The sequence below is a fragment of the Gordonia asplenii genome (genome assembly GCF_012933505.1).
Classification (GTDB): Bacteria; Actinomycetota; Actinomycetes; order Mycobacteriales; family Mycobacteriaceae; genus Gordonia; species Gordonia asplenii.
The window spans coordinates 77,257-101,697 of record NZ_JABBNB010000014.1; the positions used below are offsets into that span (position 1 = coordinate 77,257).

Genomic DNA, 24,441 nt, shown 5'->3' on the forward strand with positions numbered 1-24,441 from the left:
TTGCGAGTCTAAGGCGTGGCTTGGTGCGCAGGTACCCTGGTCACCGATGTCTGCCACCCCCGACCTACCCGACGCCGCGCCGATTCCGTCGCAGGTGTTGTTGTTGTGCTGGCGCGACACCGGCCATCCTCAGGGCGGTGGCAGCGAGCTGTATCTGCAACGGGTGGGGCAGCGGCTCGCCGAGCGCGGTGCGACGGTGACGCTGCTCACCGCGGCGTACCCGGGGGCGCCCGCCGTCGAAATTCGCGACGGCGTGCGGATCGTCCGGGCGGGCGGCCGGTTGAGCGTGTATCCGCGGGCGCTCGCGACGATCGTCGCCGGGCGGTTCGGCCGCGGCCCGCTCGCCGACTTCTCGCCGGAGTTGGTGGTCGACACGCAGAACGGAGTGCCGTTCTTCGCGACGGTGGCTTCCGCCGCGCCGACGCTGGTGCTCGTGCACCACTGCCACCGTGAACAGTGGCCGGTCGCCGGACCGCTGCTGTCCCGTATCGGCTGGTTCATCGAGTCCCGCCTTTCGCCGCTGGTACACCGGCGCAGTCAGTACGTGACCGTCTCCGCGCCGTCGGCGGCCGAGTTGGTCGAACTCGGCGTCGACGCCGAGCGGGTCACCGTGGTGCGGGCCGGCATCGACCCGCTGCCCGTGACCCCCCGACCCCCGTCCGACGACGCCGTGCATCTCGTCACGCTGTCGCGGTTGGTCCCGCACAAGCAGATCGACCACGCCCTGGAGGTGATCGCGCAACTTCGGCGCAGCCACCCCCAGATCGTGCTCGACATCATCGGCGGCGGGTGGTGGGACGATCGGCTCCGCACGCGCGCAACCGAACTCGACGTCGCCGACCGCGTCACCTTCCACGGGCACGTCACCGACGAACGCAAACACGAACTGCTCTCCGGCGCCCACCTGCACCTGATGCCGTCGCAGAAGGAGGGCTGGGGCATCGCCGTGATCGAGGCGGCCCAGCATGCCGTCCCGACCATCGGGTACCGCCATGCCGCCGGACTCCGCGAGTCCATCGCGCACGACGAGACCGGCTTCCTCGTCGACAGCGTCGACGAACTCGTCAGTGCCACCCGCAAACTCGTCGACGATCCCGCTTCGGCCCGCCGGCTGGGCGATGCCGCATACCAACGCGCGCAAGACTATTCATGGGAGTCGACGACGGACGGCATCATCGCCGCCGCAGGCCGGGCCACGTCGCGACGACTGCGATAACCGCGCACAGCAGTGCACCGATCCACAGCCACAGCGCCGTGAGTGCGATCCGACGGTCCGTCGTCGACGCCCCGATGTCGTTGTGCGGGGCGGGAATTCGATACAGCGTCAGCGTCGGGCCGCGGTAGGTCGGAGCGACGCGGCCAAATCCGGGCACCGGGGCCGACGCCACCACCCAGCCGACGCCCAATGCCGCGACGTCCCCGCCGTCGGCCAGCGTCCGGTGTATATCGTCGGCCCACACCGATCCGCCGTCGACGACGCGCCCGTCGACGCTCAATCGTCCGGACTCGGCGACCGCGGCCCGCACCATGCGCGCGGTGGGGTCGAGAGACGGTCCCCGGGCGAAATCGAAGCGGCGCACGGTATCTCCGGGCCACAGTGCGACCGCACCGCTGTCCGCTGGAATCCGCCCGGCCACCGCCCGCCACTCGTCGGGATAGGAGATCGGTGCGATCCGGCCGCCGACCCCCCAGGCCAGATCGGGCAGCGGCGCGACGATGAGCAACGCGGCCGCACCGACGGCGAAACCGGCTGGGACCCAACGCCGTAACGTGCCGACGAACGCGGTCGCCGCCAGCGCGACGAGCGGCATCGCGAGCATGACGAACTTCCCGGCGTCGCGCAGCAGACCGGCTCCGCCGACCGTCGACGCCAGGCGGCCGAGCACGGTGAGCCCGGGCCCGGTCGATGCGACGAGCACCAGCCCGAGCGCCCCGAGTCCCACGGCCGACGCGGTGTCGACCACCGACCGTGCCTCGGCGTCGAAGACCGGCCGCCGCTGCCACAGCGAGCGGATACCCACCGCCACGACGGCGATGAACAACACCGCGGCGACCACCGCCCACGGCGTCTGGCGGCTCGCCGGCACGGCGTCGGTATTCCAGATCCCGCCCATGCTCAGCACGGTCAACACCCGTCCGAGTCCGGGCTCGGCGCGGACGGCGAAGGTCGGCACCGACACCGCTTGAACCGTCGTCACCGACGGCCCGACGAGCACCGCACCCAGCCACGGCGCCATCCCGACGGCCACGGGCGCGAGACTCGCGGCGCACGCGCGCCAGCGGCGTCGAACGGCCAGCGGAATCGTCAGCGCCGCAACGAGAGTCACGGTACCGACAAGCCAACCCGACGGAGTGAGCGCCGCGCAGAGCACGGCTGCCGATAGCACCGACCAGGGTCGCCCGGAGCCCTCGTTCGATCGAATCTGCAACGCCGACAACAAGATCCACCCGAGAGCGGCGTAGCCGGTGAGCAGACTCCAATGTCCCTGCAAGAGTCGTTCGGCGACAAAGGGATTCCAGATCCCGACGAGCGCCGCGGCGGCTGCCCCCGCCGATCCGGCGTCGGGGAGAATGCGATGGGCGAGTGCCCCGTACCCGAGGCCCGCCAGGAACAACGCGAGGGTCATGATCGTGACCACCACGGCGCCGCCGTCGAACAGCGTGGACAACACGGCGATCAACCCGTCCTGGGGGACCGCCCGCGGCGGATTGCCGCCGATGCCGAGCGTCGTGTCGGTGAGGAAGGTGCGCGGCGTCGACACCGCATCGCGATACAGCAGATAACCGGGGCGCCACAGTGGCGCCATGACCGCCGTCGTCGCGGCCGCCGAGACTCCCACCAATACCCTGGTTGTCATGCCCGCGCCTGCCACTCGCACTACCGTACATGCGCTGGGGTGGGTGACCGCGGGGTCGATGACTGCCAACGTCTTCTCCTACCTGGTGCATCTGCCGGCGAGCCGGTGGCTCAGCGAAGCGCAGTACGGCGAGTTCGCGGTGGTGCTCGCCTGGCTGCTGGTCGTCGCGGTTCCGGCGTTGGCAGCGCAGGCCGTCGTCGCCCGCGAAGCGGTACGCGGCGTGGACGACGCGTCGTTGCGGCGGCTGGGTATCCGGCTCACCGGGGTGGTCGCGGTGGCGGCAGTCGTCGCGGTGCCGGTGGTCGGCGCGGTGGCGCAGATCGGATTGTCCACCGTCGTGCCCGGGGTGCTGATCGCCCCGATGCTCACCCTGATCGCGACGGGGCAGGGAATTCTTCAGGGGCACAGTAGATTTCGAATGCTGGGTGTTGTCCTGGCGGTGGTGGGCGCCGCGCGGTCGGTGCCGATGATCGTCGCCGTCGGATGCGGTCTCGGCGTCGCCGGGGCGCTATGGGCGGGTTTGGGTGGTGCTGCCGTGGCGGCCGCGGTGGTGTGGTGGTTGAGTCGATCGGCGGCGGTCGAGCGCAGCGCGCAGCCGCCGGTGTTGTGGACCGTGGTGGCGGCGTCGCAAGTGCAACTGGCCCTGGTGGTGGCGTCCTCGCTCGATCTGTTGCTCTCGCGGACGGTGCTCTCGGCCGCCGACGCCGGGGTGTATGCCGTCGGTGCGGTCGCGGTGAAGGTCGCGTTCTGGTTGCCACAGGCCGTGGGCGTCGTGTTCTATCCGCGGATGGCCGACAGCGGCCAGACCGGTCGGTCGGTGCGCGGCGCGGCGACGGTGGTGGCGGCTCTGGGCGCCGTGCTGATCGTGGCGTCGATCCTCGGTGCCCGATTGGTGCCGATCCTCGTCGGACACAAATACGACGCCGTCGTCGGATCGCTGTGGCTGTTCACCTATACCGGCGTGGCACTGTCGTTGTTGCAGATACTGCTGCTCGCGACGATCGCCGCGCGACGCACCCGCTGGTCACTGATGGCGTGGGCCGTCATCGGCGTCGAGGCGCTCGTCATCCTGCGCTGTGCCCACACCGTCACCGGTCTGATCGCCGTCGCCGCGCTCGCCGCGAGCGTCGCCGCGCTCGCCTACGCCGTCACCTTCCGGATCTGGGCCGGGCCCGCGGAAACGTCGACTCGGACGACCGAATCGACGAGGTACGACGATGCCGGCGATCAATGCGGCGACGCCGAGCAGCCCGCTGATCAGCGGCACGATCCGGCCCCAGACGATCTGCGGCCGTGACGCCGCCCGCGCGGCGTCGGTGAGTTCCCTGGTGGTGGCGGCGTCGTAGGCGAACGTCGCGACGAGACTGTTGAGGCGCACGGCGGCCAATGCGGCGTTCGCCCCGGGGTTGACGATGCGATATTGCGCGTCGATGGTGAACGCGGCGTCGACGATGATTCCCGTCCGGGGGTCCACCGACAGCGACCAGCGCCCGCTGCGATGCAGGGCGGCGGTCAGCGGCGTCGACGGCGCGATCCCGTCGATGGGCCCGAACCACCCCGCGGGCCGGGTGATGAGGGTGCCCGGCTCGGGCCGATTGTCGATGCCGTAGAGGGTCGACAGATCGGTGTCCGGGATGACCGCGGAGTACAGATCGGCGTCGAGCCCGTTGACGCTCGCGCCGCCGTCGTAGTGCAGCGGGACCGAGCGTCGGGTCGGCGTGTCGTAGAACGACAGTGCACTTCCCGGATCGCGGGGGAAGACATAGGTGAAGCCCGTGCGGCCGGGCAGCGGGACGGGCGCACGATTGCTGTCGAATTGCGCCTCGGAGACCGGCGTGCTCACCGGTCGCGCGGTCACCCGGTCGAGGGTGACGCGGTCTTTGAACGCCGACACCGTCGGATTGCCGCAGCTCCCGAGCACCTTGTCGTCGGCGATGCGCACCGAGGTGCCGGCCTGCAGGGTCACCTGCTGTGCTCCGGCCGGACGCACGGCGACGACACGCTGACCGGTCATCAACGCGTCGGTGCGCACCACCGCGGTCGGGGCGTCCAGCGCGCACGCGTCGAGGAACGACGTTTCCTTCTCCGACGTCGCCACCACCGTCGAATCGGTGTTCAACGACACCTTGCGGAATTGCTTCACCAGCAGCGTCGGCGCGGCGACGGTGACGGCGAGGAGGAACGCGGCGAGGAAGATCAGACTGGGGCCGAGCAGGTCGCGTGTGGAGAATCGGCTGGACCCGGACGTCGGCATAGTGGCGAGCCTAGTGGGTAGATTGTCTAGTCGATGACTGTGCCCCGCTTCTACCCGCAACTCGAAGGAATGCGTGCCGTCGCGTCGCTGGGCGTGCTGAGCACGCATGTCGCATTTCAGACCGGAGCGGTGTCGACGCCGGTGCTCGGCCCGCTGCTGGGCCGCCTGGACCTGGCGGTGGCGCTGTTCTTCGGGTTGTCCGGATTCCTGCTGTGGCGGCCGTATGTCGACGCCGCGCACGGTGCGGGCGCTCCCCGCGTTCGACGGTACTTCGCGCATCGATTCGTGCGCATCTGGCCGGCGTATGCGGTCGCCGCGGTGATGGTGCTGACTCTGTTGCCGGACGCGCGCAACGCCGACGTCGTGGTGTGGGCCGCGAATCTCACGCTGACCCAGATCTTCGTGCCGTTGTCGTTGACCGCGGGGTTGACGCAGATGTGGAGCCTGTCGGTCGAGGTGATGTTCTATCTGCTCCTGCCGGTGCTCGGCGCGGCATTGATGCGACTGTCGGGTCCGCTTGCGCGGCAACGGATTCCGGTGCTGATGGGGCTCGTCGGCCTGACCCTGCTGTGGGGGCCGGTGGCCTCGGTGTTGCCGTCGCAGCCGGGACTGGAACCCCAGAACTGGGTGATCGGGCATCTGCCCTGGTTCGGCGCCGGGCTGCTGCTCGCCGAATTGGCGGGCCGGGTCCATCGTGGTGAGCCGCTGCCGCGGTTCACCGCAGCGGTGGTCGAGTTGAGTCGACGCCGCGGACTCATGTTCGGACTGTTCGTCGTGGGATACGGGCTCGCGTGCACGCCGCTGGCCGGACCGACCGGTCTGGGCGCGGTGAGCAGTGGGCAGTTCGTCGGGAAGATCCTGCTCGGCGCGATCTGCGGCTACGCGATCCTGGCGCCGCTGGTGTTGTCCGACGCCGCGACCCCGTTCCGGTTCCTCGACTCGCCGCCGATGCAGGCGCTCGGTCGATGGTCGTACGGGATCTTCATCTGGCACGTCGCGGTTCTGGCCGTGGTGTTCGGGCTGTTCGGGATACTGCCCTTCGGAGGTTCGACGCTGACCGTGTGGACGTTGACCCTGATCCTCAGCGTCGGAGTGGCATCGGCGAGCTACGCCTTCATCGAGGAACCCGCGCGGCGATGGCTACGGGGACGGGAACGGTCGGCGACGGCGGGCGTGCCGCACACCGTTGAAAACTGATGCGGGGACGCGGCGCGAAAGAGTGCTTCGGCACTCGGGGAGCGGGGGCTGTGTGCCGACGCTCGTGCTTCGGCACTCGGGGAGCGGCGGGTACACCGAAGCTCGTTCCTCGCTTCGGCACTCGGGGAGCGGGGGCTGTGTGCCGACGCTCGTGCTTCGGCACTCGGGGGCGATAGGTTCGCCCCCGCCGCCCAAACCCTACTTGCTACCCAATCCCGCGTACCACGACACGAACTCGTATGCCACGTGTGACGCGGCGACGCTGGTGATCTCGGCGTGGTCGTAGGCCGGTGCCACCTCCACGACGTCGGCGCCGACGAGGTTGAGCCGGCGCAGGCCACGCAGGATCTCCAGCAGCTCGCGGCTGGTCATGCCGCCCGCCTCGGGGGTGCCGGTGCCGGGAGCGTGCGCGGGATCGAGGACGTCGATGTCGATGGACACGTACACGGGGCGATTGCCGACGCGCTGACGCAGGGCGTCGACGATCTCGTCGACGCCGCGGCGGAACACGTCGGCGGAGGTGTAGATGCCGAATCCGAAGCGGCGGTCGTCTTCGAGGTCCTTCTTTCCGTACAGCGGTCCGCGGGTGCCGACGTGAGAGAGTGCCTCGGTGTCGACGATTCCTTCCTCGACGGCCCGCCGGAACGGGGTGCCGTGGGTGTACTCGGCACCGAAGTAGGTGTCCCAGGTGTCCAGGTGGGCGTCGAAGTGAACGAGGGCGACGGGGCCATGGACCGCTGCGACAGAACGCAGCAGGGGCAGTGCGATGGTGTGGTCGCCGCCGATGGTGACGAGTTTGACGCCGTTGCGGGCGAACTCTCCGGACGCTTGCTCGAGGGTGTCGATGGCCTCGCCGATGTTGAAGGGGTTCACGGCGACGTCGCCGGCGTCGGCGACCTGCAGTTCGGCGAACGGCGAGATGTCGACGGCGGGGTTGTACGGCCGCAGCAGGCGGCTCGCCTCGCGGATGCCGGCCGGACCGAACCGGGCGCCGGAGCGGAACGACACGCCGCTGTCGAACGGGACGCCCATCACCGCGACGTCGGCGGCGTCGACCTCGTCGAGGCGGGGCAGGCGGGCGAAGGTCGCCGGCCCGGCGAAGCGTGGCATCAGCGAGGAATCGACGGGACCGATGTGGCCGTTGTCGATGACGCGCGGGATCTGGAGTGCGGGGTGAGACAGTTTCATGGCGGTGCTCCTATCGGTGAAAGTGGACGAGGATATCGGGGTCAGTGCTTTGTGAGGTCCGGCGCCGAGTCGAGGCCGCGAGCGCGGCCCAGCCGCGAGTGGCGCATGCCGTAGGCGAAGTACCAGAGGATGGCCACGCCGACCCACACGACGAACACGTAGATGGTTGCCAGGCGCAGGTCCTTGATGATCCAGGCGCAGCCGATGATCGACAGGATGGGCGTGACCGGATAGCCCGGCACCTTGAAACTGCGCTTGAGGGTGGGATTGGTCCGACGCAGGATGATCACCCCGATGGACACCACCAGGAATGCGACGAGAGTTCCGACACTTGTCATTTCGGCGAGGAAGTTGATCGGGATGAGTCCGGCGAGCAACGCGACGACGCCGCAGACGATCAGCGTGTTGTACACCGGAGTCAAAGTGCGCTCGTTGATCTTGTGGAAGATCGGCGGCACCAGGCCGTCGCGCGACATCGCGAACAGGATGCGAGTCTGGCCGAACAGCACCACCAGGGTGACGCTGAAGATCGAGATGACCGCACCGGCCGCGAGAACTGTTGCGGGCCAGCTGGATCCGGTGATGTCTTCGAGGATCTGAGCGAGACCGGCCTCTTGGCCTTCGAATTTGTCGGTGGGTTGTGCACCGATCGCGACGGCAACCACGGCGACGTACACGCCGGTCACCGTCACCAGCGCGATGAGAATGGCGAGCGGCATGTTGCGATGCGGATCCTTGACTTCCTCACCCGCGGTCGACACGGCGTCGAGGCCGATGTAGGAGAAGAAGATTATCCCGGCGGCCGACATGATGCCGGAGAAACCGAACGGTGCGAAGTGGGCGAAATGATCACTGTGCCAGCCGAATACGGAGATGGCGATGAACATGGCGAGGATGCCGAGCTTGATGGCGACCATGATGGCGTTGGTCTTCGCCGACTCACTTGCGCCGCGGATCAACAGGAGGCAGCACAGGCCGACGAGCACCACTGCGGGCAGGTTGATCACCCCACCCTGTTCGGGCGCCTGCGAGATGGCGTCCGGCAGTTTGAAGCCGAAGAGGTTGTTCAGCAACTCGTTGAGGTACTGCGACCAGCCGACGGCGACCGCCGCCGCCGACACCCCGTATTCCAGGAGCAGGCAGGCCCCGACGACCACCGCCACGAGCTCGCCCATCGTCGCGTACGCGTAGGAGTACGACGACCCGGAAACCGGTACGGCACCGGCCAATTCGGCGTAGCACAGGGCGGTCAGGCCCGCGACGACACCGGCCACGATGAACGAGATGATGACCGCCGGTCCGGCCACCGGCACAGCCTGGGACAGCACGAAGAAGATGCCCGTGCCGATGGTGGCGCCGATGCCGAACATCGACAACTGTGCCAGGCCGATGGATCGCTTGAGTTCGCCTCCCCCGGTCTCGGAGCCGGATTCATCTTGCATGGCGTCGACCGGCTTGCGACGCATGATGGGAAGTGTGGACAGCGACATTGCTTGTGCTCCTTGGCAATTGCCGAATGATCTAGAGGTGCGCGATGAGGTCGGCGACGTCGGCCGCCGCGCCCCACGAGGTGGTGACGCCTGCGCCACCGTGTCCGTAACAGGAGATGACCGGACGCGAGCCGACGTCGATGTGATCGAGTGCGACGGTTGGACGGGTGGGTCGGAGACCGACCAGGGTGTCGAGAATCTGTGCACCGTCGAGCCGCGGCTCGACGGCGATCGCGCGGCGCAGGATCTCCTGTGTCACAGCGGGATCGGGAGTGATGTTCGACCCTCCGGGCGTATTGGTGCCCCCGCAGATCACGTCGTCGAGGCGGGGGATCACGTAGGTGAGTCCGGCGGGATTCTCGTCGTCGATGTACCAGTGGGTCAGACCCGGATTGGCAACGCGCACAACCTGTCCGCGGGCCGGGACCAGGGTGTCGTCGCCGGTGAGCGCACCCGAGCGCAGACCGCAGGCCACGACGACCGGACCGGTACCGTCGAGCGAATCGAGGGAGTCGACGCCGCGCCACTCGAAGGTGACGCCCCGCTGCTCGCATCGGTTCAGCAACCAGGCGAGGTAGCGCGGCATCACGATGACGGGAACCGTGCACACCGTGCCCGACGCCGCACCCGGCGGCAGTTCCTCGACCTCAGCCGGGCGGGTGGGGATGTGTTCGGCCCACCAGAGTTCGTCCGGTGAAGCTGTGTGTGCCACAACGGTTCCCGAGCGCAGCACGACGCCGGTGTCGGGGTCGCCGGCGAGCGCGGTGAACGCGGCGAGCGACGTCATCGACCAGCGCAGCGCTTGATCGGCGGGTGCGACGTCGTAGGGTTCCCAGATCGCCGCGGCGACGGCCGAAACCGTTTGTGCCGGACGCTGATCGGCGACGACGCGGACGCGGTGGCCCGCCGCGGCCAGTTCATGTGCACACGTCAGCCCGACGACGCCGGCGCCGACCACGGTGATCTGTTCGGCCATCGGCTCAGTCGAGGTCGATCGGGGCGATGTCGTCGAAGACGTCGCCGGGTCCCGGATTGCCGTCCGCGGTGTGCCCGCCGAAGTGGGTCATCACGCCCCAGACCGCGTTGAGTGCGGTCTGTACCGCGCCTTCGGCCCAGCCCGCCGTCCACGACACGTCGTCGCCGGCGAGGAAGAACCCGCGATACTCGGCGGGCAGCCGATCCTGCATGAAATGCGTGTACAGCCGGCGCTGGTAGCGGTAGTGGCCCGGCAGGTTCGCTTTGAAGGCGCCCATGAAGTCGCGTTCGGTCTCCCACGACAGGGTGACCGGCGACGCGATGACGTGGCTGCGGATGTCGACGCCCGGGTAGATCTCGGCCAGCGACTTGAGCATCAGATCCATCCGCTCCGTCGGGTCGAGCGGTAGCAGCTTGAGGGAGTCGTCGGCCCAGGTGTACGACAGGCAGATGAGGCCGGGCTGGTCGTCGCCGAAGTCGAGAAGGTAAGTGCCGCGGCTCATTCGGTCGGTCAGCGTCATGCTCATCACTTCGCGGCCGGTGGTCGGATCGATGTCTTTCCAGAACGGCCGGTCGACGAGGACGAACACCTTCGACGATCCCATGTAGTGGGTCCGCTCGATCGCCGTCCAATGATCGATCGGCAGCATCTTCTCGTCGGTGTCGATCGTATTGAGCAGCATCCACCCCTGACCGGTGAAGACCGCGGCGTCGAACGTGTCGATGGTGCCCGCCTCGTCGGTGATCGTGATGGTGCCCGGGTGCGTGCGCCGCAGCTTCACGACGCCGGGGCGGGTCACCCCGCCGTCGTGCAGCGACTGCACCGAGGTGCCGGCCGGCCAGTGCGCCGCGTCGTCGACCGGAGTCGACCAGAGTCGTTGGGGCAGTTGGGAAGAACCGCCGACGATGCCGCGGTGGTGGTCGTCCGCGGCGGTGCACACGACCCGCAGGATCTCCAGGATGGAGTTGGGGAAGTCGGTGTCCCATCCGCCGGTGCCGAAGCCCACCTGACCGAAGATCTCGCGCAGCGCAAAGCTTTTGAACGCGTCGGACTGGCAGAGGAAGCCGTAGAAGGTGGTGTCGTCGTGGGTGCGGACCAGGTCGCCCCAGATGCGCTGGATGGCCGCGACGTCGCGGTTGCGGATGGCGTCACCGAGCTCGGTGGCCTGCGCTTGCTCTTCGAGCGTGCGGTTCCAGGCCTCGGCGACTTCGCTGTAGACGGCCGGCAGATCAGCGAGACTGCGCGCGAAGTGCTTCTCGCCCTTGAGATCGACGACGGTGCTCGGCGCGGCGTCGGACAACGGGTTGGGGAACGGCTGAGTCTTCAGCCCCATCGAATCGAGGTAGTGGAACAGCGTCGTCGACGACGGAGGGAACCGCATCGAACCCATCTCCGCGGTGATGCCGGGGTAGCCGTCGAAAGCCACCGAACGCATCCGGCCGCCGATCTGATCAGCCTCGTAGACAACGGGTTTCAGGCCCATTCGAAGTAGCTCGCGAGCGACCAGGGTGCCCGACAGTCCGGCGCCGATGACAGCGACACGCTTGCCGTGCGCCTGCTCGGGAATCGAACCGATGCCGGCCGCCGCGGTGACGAAATCGTCGTACGCGAACGGGAAGTCGGGGCCGAACATGGTCAGCGGCGGCTGCGGTGCGGCGGCGGTGCTGTCGGGGACGATGGGGGTGGTCATCTGCTGCTCTCTCTTCGATGCGGGGGTGAGATGGAGGTGATCAGGACTGGGGACGAGTCGGCGCCGGGTACAGGTCGAGTCGGCGGTCGGCCAGATGGGTGTTCTCGCCGCGCCCGGCGATCAGTGCGTCGGCCTCGACGTCGGCGACGAGGAGCGTCTCGCCGCGACCCGCGCGGGCGAGGTCGGCGCCGTCGGGACCGACGACGACACTCTGTCCGCAGTAGTCGAGGCCGTTCTCGACGCCGCAGCGGTTCGCATAGACGACGAACATCTGATTCTCGTAGGCGCGGGCGGGCACCAGGATTCGGCTGACGACGTCGAACGGGGCCATCAGTCCGGTGGGGACGAGGAGCAGGTCGGTGCCGGACTCGGCGTGGGCGCGCACCAGTTCGGGGAACTCCACTTCGTAGCAGATCGCTAGACCACAGGTGAGACCGCTCAGCTCGACCTGAGTGACGAGCTCGTCGCCCGCGACGAACAATCCGTGGTCGAGTTCACCGAACAGATGAGTCTTGTGGTGGCGGGCAAGTGCTGTGCCGTCGGCGCCGACCAGCACGACGGTGTTGTGGTTGCCGGCGTCGGTGATTTCCGGGTAGCCGTAGAGGATTGCGATCCGATGTTGTTGTGCGAGTTGAGAAATGGCCGATGCGATGGGTCCGTCGCGGTGCTCGGCCCGGCGCGCGGACTCGGCGCCGATGTTGTAGCCGGTGGCCGACATCTCCGGGGTCACGAGCAGGTCGGCGCCGAGGTCGGCGGCCGATGCGGCTGCGGCGGCGATGGCGGACAGATTCTCTTCGACGGTGGCGGCGTCGGCGGGGCCTTGCAGGACCGCGATGCGCATCTGTTCGCTTCTCCTTCATGTCGGTGATCACTGCGTTGGAGATATCGTGACGGACCTCACGAAAATAGTCAACCCTAGTGTCCTGACGGTCCACAGTGTGCCGCCAGTTAGCGGCCGATAACGGCAAAATGCCAGTACAGATGCGTGACACCGAGTGTCATGAAAGGCGTTCTACCGAGTCGCCGGACTCTGGTCGTTAGGGTTTTCGGTGAGCCGATCTGTGCGGCAGGGCCGGGCAGATCATCCACAGCACAGTGGTCTCCGGTGAGGTCGCGGCCACCTGGAACGCGTGCGGCGACGCCGGGTCGAAGGTCATCGCGTCACCGGCGTCGAGGGTGACGACACCGTCGGAGAAGGCGACGTCGAGCTGGCCGGATACGACGAACGCGAACTCGACCTCGCCGGGCAGCGGGTAGGGTTCCCGTCCGCTGCCGCCGCCGGGGGAGATCTGCGACAACAGCACCTGCACTCGCTGTTCGGACTGCGGGGTGAGAAGGAATTCGTTGATGTCGTAGCCGCCGAAGCTGATCGCCGGGTAGTCGCGGGCCCGCACGATGCTGCGCGTCGCGGCGGTCTCGAACAGGCTCGACAGCGGAATGCCCAGTGCGCCACTGATTCTCAATAGTGCGGCCACCGATGCCGTCGAACGGCCACGCTCGACCTTCGATACGAAACTCTTCGTCAGACCGCTGGCGTCGGCCAGCTCCTCGATGGTCATCCGCTGAGCTTTACGCGCGTCACGGATGCGCTGCCCGACCGCGATTGCGGCGCCACCGGTGCTCTGTTCGTCGTCGGGCATGGTGGGAATGGTGCCACAGCGGCTACCCGCGTGTCATGGGCTCGGGCGCGACGGATCGTCGGGCCCGGTCGTCGACCACATCATCGCGGTGACCGCTACCAGCGCCAACAGCTGTGGTGGCCAACTGAATCCGTGATAGCCGGTCGGGGAATGCCATGGGCCGGCGGCCAGATACCAGGTCGCCAACAGCATCGCGACAGCGGCGGTGATCGGGGCGATCTGCGTCCCGGCGTCGCGGCGCCTGACCCACTGTAGGCCGACCCCGACGACCGCGGACGCCGCCAGTCCCCACCAACCGCACAGCAGCCATGACGCGATCAGGACGCCGACGCAGGCGAGCACGCGTGGCGCAGTGTGGGTGTCCGGCTCAACCGGCGGTGGGGGTGGCGCGGTGCGTTGTTTCTGCTGGTTGAGCCGGGGCGGAGCGCTAGCGTAGTCCCGTGTCGAAGCCTCGTGGGCTGGTGGTGTGGGTTTGCCGAGTGTTTTGACGCGGTTGATGATTCGGCTTGCGATGGTTTCGACACGGGCGCGTCTCGCTGCGCTCGTCGGGCCCGGCTCAACCAGCGGCGGGGGTGGGGTCGTCGTGGCCGGCTCAACCAGCGGCGGGGGTGCGCCGCGTCTCGGCCACCATGTGGCGGCGAATAGCAACGCCACCAGTGCCAGCCCGGCGCCCAGCGCCCAGCGGTAGGCGGTGTCGAATCGGTAGGTCAGTTCGATCGTCCCCGACCGATCGGCGGGCACGATCCACCCCTGCTGCCATCCGTCGACGACCACCGGCGTCAAGAGTCGCCCGCTCATCCGTGCCTGCCAGCCCGCATTGGTGCTCTCCGGGACACTCAGGACCCGAACATGCTGTGACGCTTCGACTTTCACCGACCGATTCGTCGCATCCCAGCGAGTCGCGTCGGCGGCCCGAGTCGTCGACGGCCCGCTGCTCTGCGAACCCGGACCCGCCAGGTCCACCCCGACGACGCTGAAGAGTCCGGTGGGATTGACCGACACCTCCTGGTGTCCAGCGGGCAGGCGGATGCGTTCGCCGTCGCACGGTGTCGCGAGAATCGGCTCACCGTCGCGCAGCGCGCGGACCGACGTCGAAACCCTCAGTCGCACAACCTGCCCCGCAGCGGTGACGCCGATTCCCCGGTCGCAGCCCAGATCGATCCGGCGATCGAGCGAGCCGGGGCCCGGAACCGCGGGGAATACCGAGATCTCGCCGATCCCCGGCGGCGCCTTGCGGGCGAATCCCAGTCCGTCGACGTCGATCAGCTCCGACCATTTGCTGATCGTCAACGAAATACGCTGTGTCCGTGGGCTGTCGACGGTGATGAAGCCGTCGCGGCCGACGTGCACCCGATGCTTGCCGTCTCCAGCGTCGACGACCACTTCGGTGGGGCGGGCCGGATACCTGTCCGGCCCGACGATGCGCAGGCGGTCGACCCGTTGCGGCGCTGGAAGATTCAGTACGACCGTGGGACGCGCCTTCGGATCTCGACTGTCGGGGGCGATCCACACCGTCGACGGATCACCGTCGACCAACGCCATCGCATTGCCGCGCGGGTCGGTCACCGACGCCGCGCCGGTGGCACTCAGCGTGCCCGCGACGCCGAGGGCCGCATTCAGATCGGTGCCCGGCCGAGCCCGCAGGACGACGGTGGGCCCGACGTCGACCGCACTGGGCACCGACAGCATCCGGGAGAACACGCCGCTCGTCTCCGCGGAGCGTCCGACGGCGGGGGAACACCGGATGACGTCCGCGTCGGGGACGCATGCCGAGCGGCTGTCGAGTTCCTGAGTCAGGAACCACCCGGCGATCGGTGTGCCACCGGCCACGTCGGGGAGATCGGTACGGAACCTGATGTCGAGCGGAGCGCCGGTCGCCAGGTCGCGCACCCCGACCTCGCTGAGCGCGAATTGATTTCCGGCGACGCCGCCCTTGACGCTCAACGCTCGGATCCGGATCGACGACGTCGCGCCGCCCGGCAGGGTCACGGTCACCGGCTCGCCGGGCTTGATGCCCTGTGCGACGGCCGTCCCGGTGTCGCTGGCGACGACGATGCCGGTGACGTCGGGGCCGATGGCCTTGTGGGTGGTCAGCGTGACCGCGAGGTCGGCGCGCGGGGTGGCGAAGTCGAGTTGCAGCCACTGCCCGACGGCGGCGTCGAGCCCGGAACTGATCCAAGCGGTGTCGGGGTTGTGATCGAATGCCGCGGCGGGCGAGTCGGCGGGGGAGGTCTGGCCGGGTTGCGTTGCGTCGGAGGCGGATCCCGAGGCGGTGACCCATACCTGACCCGGCTCGTTGTCGAGGAGCCACTGACCGGTGACCAGCGGTTGGCCGGTCACCGGGTAGTCGGCCGCCGCGTTCTTGGTTCGCCGTGGATCGTCGGCCGCGCGCGTGGACGAGCTGTGATCGTCGACGCGGCCGAAGTCGGTTTCCCGATCGACCGGGGTATCGGTAATCGTCGTCGCGGCGGCGGGGAGTCCGGCGCGCCGACGGTCGGCGTCGAACAGCGTGGGGCCCAGCGGAGTGAGTCCGCGCTGCGCCCGGTAATCATTGAGTGCGGCAAGCGATTCCGGTCCGCCGCTGATGCGGGGCATGGCGTCGAGGTCGGTGAGGGACGGGCCGGTGCCCGCGAACCGCGGCCCGACGTCGACGGCGAAGATCTGAATGGCGGGCAGCGCGGGTCGCAGCCCGTCGTCGACGACGACGCCGTCGACGGTGGCGGGCCCGACGTCGGGTCCGAACGTGGCCACCCGGCGCAGCCCCGGCGATCCGGTCAGCGCGTATTGAGCCAACAGTGGTCGGGCGGAACGTGATTCGGTCGGGGTGAGGTCGGCGCGCAGCACCACATAGCGGATGCCCTGGCCGGCCAGGGTCGCGGCGAGCCCGGCTGACGGTCTGCCGTCGGCGATGGCGCGCTGCACCGAGTCCATCGCGCGGATCGCTTCGGGAGCGACGAGCGGGATCGCGTCGCGCACGGCCCAGGGGGTGGTGGCCAGCGGCTGCAGCGGCTCATCGCGGGTGAGTCCCCAGAGTTGTTGTGCGAAAGGTGATCCCGGCACCACGAGCGCGCGTCCGGGATGACTCGACCCGGCCGCCTGCTGGTCGAGCCACCGTGCGGTCTGGCGCCAATAGTCTGGTAGGTCGCGGTAGGTGTCGTTGCCCGCCAGTCCGCCGGTCCACACCACCGAACCGGCGCCGAGCAGGGCGACGAGGATCACCAGGGTCGACGCCACGACGGCCGATCGTTCGGGATGTGCCAACGCGGACAACGACTTTCGCAACGGCACCACCGATGGAAGGGGTGCGCGGGCGAGTAGATGCACGATGCCCAGCACCACCGGAACGCGGACCAACGGTTCCCACTTGTGCACGTTGCGCAGCGCCGCACCGGGGCCGTCGAGGAAGACCCGGATCGGCTCGGCGACCGGTGATCCCAGCCCGCCGGCATAGCCGACGCAGATCAGCAGCAGTCCGACGGCGGCGATGGTGACGAACCGTCGTCGAAAGGGCATGTGCCGCATGGACAGTCCGGCGAATCCGGCTGCGGTGACGACTCCCGTCGCGACGACCGCGGCCGGCTGCGTCACCAGAATCGAACCGGCTACGCGTTCGGGAGAGACGAACGGCGTCCACGAGCTCGCGCCGCGGGCCACTTCGGTCAGCGACGTCCATTCCGTTGTGACGCGGGATGATTCGATGAAGTCGAGGAACGGTGGACTGACCCGCGACAGGATGAGCAACGGCACCACCCACCACGCGCAGGCCAGCACGCCGCCGACGGCCCACCAGCCGCCGAAGCGTGCCCACCGTGCGGTCGGACGGTGCATCGCGAACCACAGCACCGATACCGCACACGCGGCGACGGTTGCCACCGCGTTGACGGCGCCCATCAGCGCGACGGCGGCTGCGGACTGAAAGGCCAAGCGCCGCAGCGGACGTTGGGTGTCACCGTCACCGTCGCGGTCGAGGGCGCGGATCACCGGAATCAGCACCCACGGCGCGAGCATCATCGGGAGTGTCTCCGACGAGATCGATCCCAGTGTGGTCAGCACCCGGGGGCTCAACACGAACGCGGTGGCGCCGATCAGCCGCGACGCCGACGATCCGGCCCCGATCGCCTCGGCGAGCCGCACGATCCCGACGAATCCGATGACGATCAGCAGCGCCCACCACAGTCGCTGGGTGATCCAGGGGGGAAGTCCGCAGAGTTCACCGGCCGCGTAGAACGCGCCGTGTGGAAAGTAGTAGCCGTAAGCCTGATTCTGCACTTGCCCCATCGGGGCGATCGGGGTCCACAGATGCCCCGCGCGCGCCAGAAAACCCAGCGGGTTGGCGGTCAGGTCGAGCTTGGTGTCGGCGGCCAGCCGCCCGGGGGATTGGGCGAAGGACGCGATGAGCGCCCCGAGTACCACCCACGCGACGCCACGACGCGACAGCGCGGCCGGTGTCACGAGGCTTGAGTCACCGGGCAGGGTCAGTTGTTGTTCCCGGTGGAACCACCGCGTGAACCGTAGTCGACGGAGCCCTGGATGAACCCGTTGTTGGGATTGATGTTGTTGAGATCGGTTGCCGGGCTGTTGTCGGTGCTCAGCAGTCCGCCGAGAACCACCGAACCCAACCCGACGACGATGCCCGCCACGGCAGCGACTATGCCTGCAACCAGTCGGTTCGATTTCATGGCGACGAAACTACCATCTCAGCCCCTCGACGGCGGTGACGCGCGCGGACGACGTCGGATCACGACGTGGCGGTGGGAGCCTCATCACAGCGTGCCGGAACCACGAAAACGGGGCGGTGGCAGTGCTGCAAGACGTGCTGGGACACGCTGCTGTGCAGCAGAGCACGCAGGCCTGACGAGCCGCTAGTGCCGGTGACCAGCAGGTCGACGTCGAGCGAGTCCGCGGCGGCGACCAGCGCTCCCCACACCGTCGACTCCACCTCGACCAGGGATCCGGTGGCGTTGAGTCCATTGGCGGCCGCCAATGCCAGCCCGTGGCGGTTGACCGCCTCGGCCTCGGCTCGGATCTCCGAATCGACTCCGGCGTCGAATGTGGTGTCCGGCGGCGGACCGAATCCCGCGGCGAGGCTGGACAGTCGCGCGGGACTCGCCGAACCGGGCTCCCAGGCCGTCACCACGCGGGCGTCGTCGGCTTTGAGGAATCGGCCGGCGTACTCGATGGCGCGGTCGGCGTTGGATGAACCGTCGTAAGCGATCATCATGACGGTCGTGCGGGGAGCCTGCGAGTGGTCATCGCCCATGACTCCAGAGTAGTCCCGTCGACGTCGCTGGAGCGGGACTTTCGGCGTCGATTCCGAAGGTGTCGATTCGGAAGCTTCTGCGGCTCGTGCCAGACTCGTGCACATGGGGTTTTCCACGATGACTGCTGCCGTGCGTCGAGGTGTGGTCGCCGCGGCGACGGTGGGCGTCGTCGCGAGCACCGCCATCGCGTGTTCGAGCGGCGACTCCGCACCGGGTGGCACTTCGAGCACTTCGGCCTACTCGTCGCCGACGTCGAGTTCGAGCGCGGCGCCGTCGTCGACGCCGGTCGCCGCTGGGTGCGGGGCCGCCGAACTGTCGAAGCTGACCCGGCGGGAAAAGCTCGCACAGATGATCGTCGTCGGGGTGACGGGCACGTCCGACGCCCAGCAGGTGGTGGCCAAGGAGAGCGTCGGCGGTGTGTTCATCGGCAGTTGGACCGATCAGTCGATCCTGACGTCGGGGGCGGTGAAACGAATCTCGGCGAAGTCGAAGATCCCGTTGATGGTCACCGTCGACGAGGAGGGCGGCCGGGTGTCGCGGCTCAAGAAGCTCGGTATCGACAGCCCGTCGGCACGTCAGTTGGCCGCCACCAAGACCCCCGCGCAGACCCGGGTCCTGGCGGCGTCGATCGGCAAGCAGATCAGAAATCTCGGCATCACCGTGGACTTCGCGCCCGACGCCGACGTCAGCAACGAGCCCGACGACGAGGTGATCGGCGACCGCTCGTTCTCCAACGATCCGGCGAAAGTCACCGAGTACGCCCAGGCGTTCGCTCAGGGGCTAGCCGACGCCGGCGTGATGCCGGTGTTCAAACACTTTCCGGGGCACGGCCACGGCTCCGGTGATTCGCACACCGGAACGGTCCGCACGCCGCCATTGGCGCAACTGAAGACCACCGACCTCGTCCCGTACCGCACCCTGTTGAAGATGCCCGGCGTCGGGGTGATGGTCGGGCATCTCATCGTCCCCGGGCTGACCGGAAACGAGCTTCCGGCGAGCGTCAACCCGCGGGCCATCGCAATGCTGCGGACCGGCAAGCCGTACGGGGGACCGGCCTTCAACGGTGTCGTGTTCTCCGATGACCTGTCCGGCATGGCCGCGATCAGCGAGAAGTACCCGGTAGACCAGGCCGTGCCGATGGCACTGCAGGCCGGCATCGACGTCGGCCTGTGGATCTCGACGGACAAGGTGTCGGCCGTGCTCGACGCGCTCGAACGCTCGATGGATGCCAAGAAGCTGACGCAGGCTCAGGTCGATCGCTCGGTGGTGCGGATCCTGAGCGCCAAAGGCGTCCTGAAATGCTGAACGCGACGATTCCTTCGACGCCTGACTCAGCCACTGACCTTACCGACTGGTAAGTTGGGGTGAGAGCGCGTTTCTTCATTCAGTTTCGGAGGTGACCCATGGCCGGTGGGACCAAACGCCTGCCACGGGCGGTGCGTGAGCAGCAGATGCTCGACGCCGCCGTCACCGTCTTCGCGGAGAACGGATTCCGGGACACGTCGATGGATTCGATCGCCGCGAAGGCGGAGATCTCCAAGCCGATGCTGTATCTGTACTACGGATCAAAGGACGAGCTGTTCGCCGCGTGCATCGAGCGTGAGTCGTCGAAGTTCATGGATGCCATGAGCATCGGCTTCAATCCGGCTCTGCGCCAACGGGATCAGGCGCGCACCGTCATCAAGGAGTTCCTGCGGTTCGTCGACGAGAACCAGGAGTCGTGGCGGGTGCTCTACCGCGTCGCGGTCGGCACCACCAACTTCTCCGACCTCGTCACCACCAGCCGCAAGCGCATCACCGAGATGGTCGCCGTGCTGATCAAGCGCGGCACCACCGTCGACGCCGACGACATCGACTTCGAGTTGACCGCCGTCGCGCTCGTCGGTGCCGGCGAGGCCGTCGCCGACCGGATCTCCGAGGGCGACGTCGACCTGGAGACCGCGACGGACCTGCTCGTCGGCATCACCTGGCGCGGCCTGAAAGGCGTTGGGACGCACGGGAACGTGGAGCCGGCCGCCGAGAACACGTAGGCCGTCGAAACCTATGGACAATCAAGGCGTCGAGGGCACGGTGCCCTCGACGCCTCAACTATTCACAGACTTCTGACGAGACTTCGCCGCCTACAGTCCCCGCACCGTTCCGGTCAGATGCGGATATCCCTTGCGGCGGTTGAGAAGCGACACGTCGTAGCCGCCGGCAACGTTCGGCCCGCTCGCTGCGCTCCCGGCGCCTTCAACCTTGGTTGTGTACAGGTTCACCTTGGCGGGCAACAGAATCGGCTTGCCGAACCGCACCTTGTACTCCACCGCGTCGGGCAGCTGGGCCTCGACGTTGGCGATCGCCGCTGCGGCACTCCACATTCCGTGCGCGATGGCCTGCGGAAAGCCGAACGCCTTGGCCGACAGATTCGACATGTGGATCGGATTGCGATCGCCCGAGGCCTCCGCGTAGTTGCGGATCTGGCCGAGGTTCACCGACAGCACCGCATCCGGGGGCGGTGGCGTCGAATCCTTGGGTGCCGGTCCGCGTTCGCCGCCGGACAGGCTGGTCTTCTGCTGCGACAGGAAGGTACCCACCTGTTCGCCGACCAACTCGCTGCCCACATAGAAGCGCGACGCGATGTCGATCAGCATGCCCTTGCGGTGTTCGCGCAGATCATGAGCCTGCGTGGTGATCGACAGCGGCTCACCGTTCTCGATGCGCCGGAAACGGCGAATCGTGTTCTCCGCGTGGACCGAACCGACCGCGCCGAACGGGAATTTCGGGTCCACGAGGGTCTTCATGACCAGCGGGAACTGCAGCACGAACGGGTAGGTGAGCGGCAGATGCGCGCCGAACTGCAGCCCCGTGGTCCGGCAGTATTCCTGCTGCCGGTTCAGATCGACCGGGACGTGGGTCAACTTGTAGGCGACGTCGGGGAGTTCGGCATCGGCCTTGATCGGCCCCGACTTCCCGACGACGGGCAACAGCGCCGCAACGGCCCGGCCGTACAGCTCGACGGTCGACGGCTCATGTTCGAGGGTGACGATCTTCGTCATCACGCGCCCAGCAGACTCTGGCCGCAGACGCGAACGACGTTGCCGCTCACCGCATTCGACGCCGGGCTCGCGAAGTACGCGACGGTCTCGGCGACGTCGATGGTCTGTCCGCCCTGCTGCAGCGAGTTCATCCGACGGCCGACCTCGCGGGTGGCCAGCGGAATCGCGGCGGTCATCGCGGTCTCGATGAAGCCGGGAGCCACCGCGTTGATGGTGACGCCCTTCTTGGCGAGGATCGGCGCGTAGGCGTCGACCAGGCCGATGACACCGGCCTTCGAGGTGCCGTAGTTGGTCTGTCCGCGGTTGCCGGCGATGCCCGCGATCGACGACACGTCGATGACGGCACCGCCCTTGCGCAGGGCGTCGCGTGCGACGAGCTCATCGACGAGTCGTTGCGGCGCGATGAGATTCACGCCGATGACGGCGTTCCACCGGGCGTCGTCCATGTTGGCGAGCAGCTTGTCGCGGGTGATGCCCGCGTTGTTGACGATGATGTCGACGCCGCCGTGGCGTTCGGTGACATGCTCGGCGAGCTTGGCGCCGGCATCGTCGGCGGTGACGTCGAGCGGCAGAGCGGTGCCGTTGATCTTGTTCGCGGTCTCCGACAGTGCTTCGCCCGCTGCCGGGATGTCGGCGGCGATCACGTGGGCGCCGTCGCGGGCCAGAACCTCGGCGATGGTCGCGCCGATGCCGCGGGCGGCGCCGGTCACCACGGCGACCTTGCCGGCCAGCGGCTTGTCCCAGTCCTCGGGGGCCTGCGCGTCGGCGTCGCCGATGCGGATGACCTGGGCGTCGACATAAGCCGAGCGGCCCGACAGGAGGAAGCGGACGGTCGACTCGACACCGGACAGGCCGGTCTTGGCCTTGGGGGAGACGTAGACGAGCTGCGCGGTCGCGCCGTTGCGCAGTTCCTTGCCGAGCGACCGGGTGAAGCCTTCGAGCGCGCGCTGGGCGATTTGCTCGTCGGGCTTGGCGGCGAGTTCCGGGGTGGTGCCGACGACGACGAAGCGAGCCGAGTTGCCGGTCGAGCGGATCACCGGGGCGAAGAACTCATACAGCGCGGCCAGGCCGGCCGAATCCTTGATGCCGGTGGCGTCGAACACCACGGCACCGAGCTTGTCGGCGCTGCGGCCGGTGGTGTTGTTGCTGATCAGGTCGTACCCCGATCCTTCCGCACCCAGGATCTCGCGGAGCGGCTCGACGAGGCGTCCGTCGCCGCCGACGAGGACCGGTCCGCTCAGCGGCGGCTGCGACGCCGAGTAGCGGCGCAGCGTCGGGGGCTGGGGGAGTCCGACGCGGCTGGCGATGAACGAGCCGGGGCCGGAGGTGACGAAAGCGGAATACAGATCGGTACTGCCTTTAGAGGACACTGCGAACTCCTTCGCGGGTGTGAGCGGTCAGCTGTGACGAAAGCGACCGGGGGTTAGGTCGACAGGGAACTTACTGATGAGTAAGAATACTCCATAGCAGTTCCATTCAACTCCTCAAGGAGCCTTCCGTGGCCAACAGCACATCCCGCAAGCCCGCTCGCAAGCCGGAGCCGCGTCAGCAACGCCCCGTCGCGATCCTCGGCGGCAACCGCATTCCGTTCGCGCGCCAGGACAAGGCGTACGCCACCGCCAGCAACCAGGACATGTTCACCGCGGCCCTGTCGGGCCTGGTCAGCCGCTTCAACCTGCAGGGTGAGCAGCTCGGGATGGTCGCCGGCGGCGCGGTGCTCAAGCATTCGCGTGACTTCAACCTCATTCGCGAGAGCGTCCTCGGCTCGGCGCTGTCGCCCTACACTCCCGGCCTCGACGTCCAGCAGGCATGTGGCACCGGCCTGCAGGCGATCACCATCGTCGCCGACGGCATCGCCGCAGGTCGCTACGACTCGGCCGTCGGCGGCGGCGTCGACACCACCTCCGACGCGCCGATCGCCGTCTCCGAGTCGCTGCGTCGTCAGCTGCTCGAGGTCAACCGGGCCCGCAGCACCTCCGACCGGCTGCTCGCCGCGGCCGGACTCGCCACCAAACTCGGCATCGAGATCCCGAAGAACGGCGAGCCGCGCACCGGCATGTCGATGGGCGAGCACGCGGCCATCACCGCCAAGGAGTTCGGCGTCAAACGCGAGGACCAGGACGCTCTGGCCGCCGCGAGCCACCAGAACATGGCCAAGGCCTACGACGCCGGATTCTTCGACGACCTGGTCACCCCGTTCATGGGGCTGACCCGCGACCAGAATCTGCGCGGTGATTCGACGGCCGAGAAGCTCGCCACCCTCAAGCCGGTCTTCGGAGTCTCGCTCGGTGACGCGACGATGACCGCGGGCAACTCGACCCCGCTCACCGACGGCGCGTCGACCGTGCTGCTCGCCAGTGACGAGTGGGCCGAAGAGAAGAAGCTTCCGGTCCTCGCGTACTTCGTCGACAGTGAGACCGCGGCCGTCGACTACGTCAACGGACCCGACGGCCTGCTGATGGCCCCGACCTACGCGATTCCGCGCCTGCTCGAGCGCAACGGACTGACCCTGCAGGACTTCGATTTCTACGAGATCCACGAGGCCTTCGCCTCCGTGGTGCTCGCGACGCTGCAGGCGTTCGAGTCGGAGGAGTACTGCAAGGATCGCCTCGGGCTGGACAAGGCGCTCGGCTCCATCGACCGCTCCAAGCTCAACGTCAACGGTTCGTCGCTGGCCGCGGGGCACCCGTTCGCCGCGACCGGCGGACGCATCGTCGCGCAGGCCGCCAAGCAGATCCGGGAGAACGGCGGCGGTCGTGCGCTGATCTCCATCTGTGCCGCGGGTGGCCAGGGCGTCACTGCGATCATCGAGGGATAGCTCGTTCGACGCCGGGCCGGTCACCCACGCG

General features: G+C 68.2%; 18 protein-coding genes and 1 pseudogene. 6 read left to right on the plus strand and 13 right to left on the minus strand.

Going from position 1 to position 24,441, the window contains the following annotated elements; genetic code table 11:
* Nucleotides 1–46: 46 nt before the first annotated feature.
* Nucleotides 47–1,216 carry a glycosyltransferase family 4 protein gene (locus tag HH308_RS14745; RefSeq protein ID WP_170194978.1) on the plus strand — a complete coding sequence of 390 codons (1,170 nt, stop codon included), beginning with the start codon at nucleotides 47–49 and terminating at the stop codon, nucleotides 1,214–1,216.
* Here the strand turns inward: HH308_RS14745 and HH308_RS14750 are convergent.
* Nucleotides 1,173–2,858: an MmpA family trehalose lipid delivery protein gene (locus tag HH308_RS14750; protein WP_170194979.1), complete on the minus strand. Its 1,686-nt coding sequence runs from the start codon at nucleotides 2,856–2,858 to the stop codon at nucleotides 1,173–1,175. The two genes, HH308_RS14745 and HH308_RS14750, sit on opposite strands and share 44 nt — an antisense overlap.
* Between HH308_RS14750 and HH308_RS14755 the strand changes: the two genes are divergently transcribed.
* Nucleotides 2,806–4,155, plus strand: coding sequence for a polysaccharide biosynthesis protein (locus HH308_RS14755; protein ID WP_211188515.1), 1,350 nt, complete (start codon nucleotides 2,806–2,808; stop codon nucleotides 4,153–4,155). The two genes, HH308_RS14750 and HH308_RS14755, sit on opposite strands and share 53 nt — an antisense overlap.
* Here HH308_RS14755 and HH308_RS14760 read toward each other — a convergent pair.
* Nucleotides 4,129–5,220, minus strand: a pseudogene (locus HH308_RS14760) (porin PorA family protein); the annotation flags it as partial. The gene HH308_RS14755 and the pseudogene HH308_RS14760 sit on opposite strands and share 27 nt — an antisense overlap.
* Here HH308_RS14760 and HH308_RS14765 point away from each other — a divergent pair.
* The gene (locus tag HH308_RS14765; RefSeq protein ID WP_170194980.1) at nucleotides 5,146–6,309 is read left to right on the plus strand and encodes an acyltransferase family protein; all 1,164 of its coding nucleotides are present in this window, start codon (nucleotides 5,146–5,148) and stop codon (nucleotides 6,307–6,309) included. The pseudogene HH308_RS14760 and the gene HH308_RS14765 overlap by 75 nt on opposite strands.
* 198 nt (nucleotides 6,310–6,507) lie before the next feature.
* Here the strand turns inward: HH308_RS14765 and speB are convergent, their stop codons facing one another.
* The 9 genes from speB to HH308_RS14810 form a co-directional block, all read right to left on the minus strand.
* Nucleotides 6,508–7,497, minus strand: a complete 990-nt coding sequence (speB, locus tag HH308_RS14770; RefSeq protein ID WP_170194981.1) for an agmatinase — start codon at nucleotides 7,495–7,497, stop codon at nucleotides 6,508–6,510.
* A gap of 41 nt (nucleotides 7,498–7,538) precedes the next feature.
* The gene (locus tag HH308_RS14775) at nucleotides 7,539–8,987 is read right to left on the minus strand and encodes an amino acid permease (protein WP_170194982.1); all 1,449 of its coding nucleotides are present in this window, start codon (nucleotides 8,985–8,987) and stop codon (nucleotides 7,539–7,541) included.
* 31 nt (nucleotides 8,988–9,018) lie between these two features.
* Complete coding sequence (locus HH308_RS14780; protein ID WP_170194983.1) at nucleotides 9,019–9,963, minus strand: FAD-dependent oxidoreductase; 945 nt, start codon at nucleotides 9,961–9,963, stop codon at nucleotides 9,019–9,021.
* Nucleotides 9,964–9,967: 4 nt separating this feature from the next.
* On the minus strand, nucleotides 9,968–11,653 hold the full coding sequence (locus HH308_RS14785; protein ID WP_170194984.1) for a flavin monoamine oxidase family protein: 1,686 nt from the start codon (nucleotides 11,651–11,653) through the stop codon (nucleotides 9,968–9,970).
* 40 nt (nucleotides 11,654–11,693) lie between these two features.
* Nucleotides 11,694–12,494 (minus strand): carbon-nitrogen hydrolase family protein, encoded by an 801-nt coding sequence (locus HH308_RS14790; RefSeq protein ID WP_170194985.1) that lies wholly within the window; start codon nucleotides 12,492–12,494, stop codon nucleotides 11,694–11,696.
* 196 nt (nucleotides 12,495–12,690) lie between these two features.
* Nucleotides 12,691–13,293, minus strand: coding sequence for a helix-turn-helix domain-containing protein (locus tag HH308_RS14795; protein ID WP_170194986.1), 603 nt, complete (start codon nucleotides 13,291–13,293; stop codon nucleotides 12,691–12,693).
* 33 nt (nucleotides 13,294–13,326) lie between these two features.
* Entirely contained in the window at nucleotides 13,327–17,745 is a 4,419-nt protein-coding gene (locus tag HH308_RS14800; protein WP_170194987.1) for an alpha-(1->3)-arabinofuranosyltransferase, read from the minus strand.
* Nucleotides 17,746–17,768: 23 nt separating this feature from the next.
* The gene (locus HH308_RS14805) at nucleotides 17,769–17,972 is read right to left on the minus strand and encodes a DUF2613 domain-containing protein (protein ID WP_170194988.1); all 204 of its coding nucleotides are present in this window, start codon (nucleotides 17,970–17,972) and stop codon (nucleotides 17,769–17,771) included.
* Nucleotides 17,973–18,031: 59 nt separating this feature from the next.
* Entirely contained in the window at nucleotides 18,032–18,553 is a 522-nt protein-coding gene (locus HH308_RS14810) for a universal stress protein (protein ID WP_246284616.1), read from the minus strand.
* 103 nt (nucleotides 18,554–18,656) lie between these two features.
* Here HH308_RS14810 and HH308_RS14815 point away from each other — a divergent pair, with 103 nt between their 5' ends.
* On the plus strand, nucleotides 18,657–19,859 hold the full coding sequence (locus HH308_RS14815; RefSeq protein ID WP_246284617.1) for a glycoside hydrolase family 3 N-terminal domain-containing protein: 1,203 nt from the start codon (nucleotides 18,657–18,659) through the stop codon (nucleotides 19,857–19,859).
* A gap of 98 nt (nucleotides 19,860–19,957) precedes the next feature.
* Complete coding sequence (locus HH308_RS14820) at nucleotides 19,958–20,584, plus strand: TetR/AcrR family transcriptional regulator (RefSeq protein WP_170194989.1); 627 nt, start codon at nucleotides 19,958–19,960, stop codon at nucleotides 20,582–20,584.
* A gap of 90 nt (nucleotides 20,585–20,674) precedes the next feature.
* On the opposite strand, the gene HH308_RS14825 is transcribed toward HH308_RS14820, so the two are convergent.
* Together HH308_RS14825 and HH308_RS14830 are read right to left on the minus strand one after the other, a co-directional pair.
* Nucleotides 20,675–21,592 (minus strand): MaoC/PaaZ C-terminal domain-containing protein, encoded by a 918-nt coding sequence (locus tag HH308_RS14825; protein WP_170194990.1) that lies wholly within the window; start codon nucleotides 21,590–21,592, stop codon nucleotides 20,675–20,677.
* Nucleotides 21,592–22,962, minus strand: a complete 1,371-nt coding sequence (locus HH308_RS14830; protein WP_170194991.1) for a 3-oxoacyl-ACP reductase — start codon at nucleotides 22,960–22,962, stop codon at nucleotides 21,592–21,594. Before HH308_RS14830 ends, HH308_RS14825 begins: the two co-directional genes overlap by 1 nt.
* 128 nt (nucleotides 22,963–23,090) lie before the next feature.
* On the opposite strand from HH308_RS14830, the gene HH308_RS14835 reads away from it, so the two are divergent.
* A complete protein-coding gene (locus HH308_RS14835) occupies nucleotides 23,091–24,410 on the plus strand; it encodes an acetyl-CoA C-acetyltransferase (protein ID WP_170194992.1) in 1,320 nt (439 codons plus the stop codon).
* The last annotated feature ends 31 nt before the right edge of the window (nucleotides 24,411–24,441 follow it).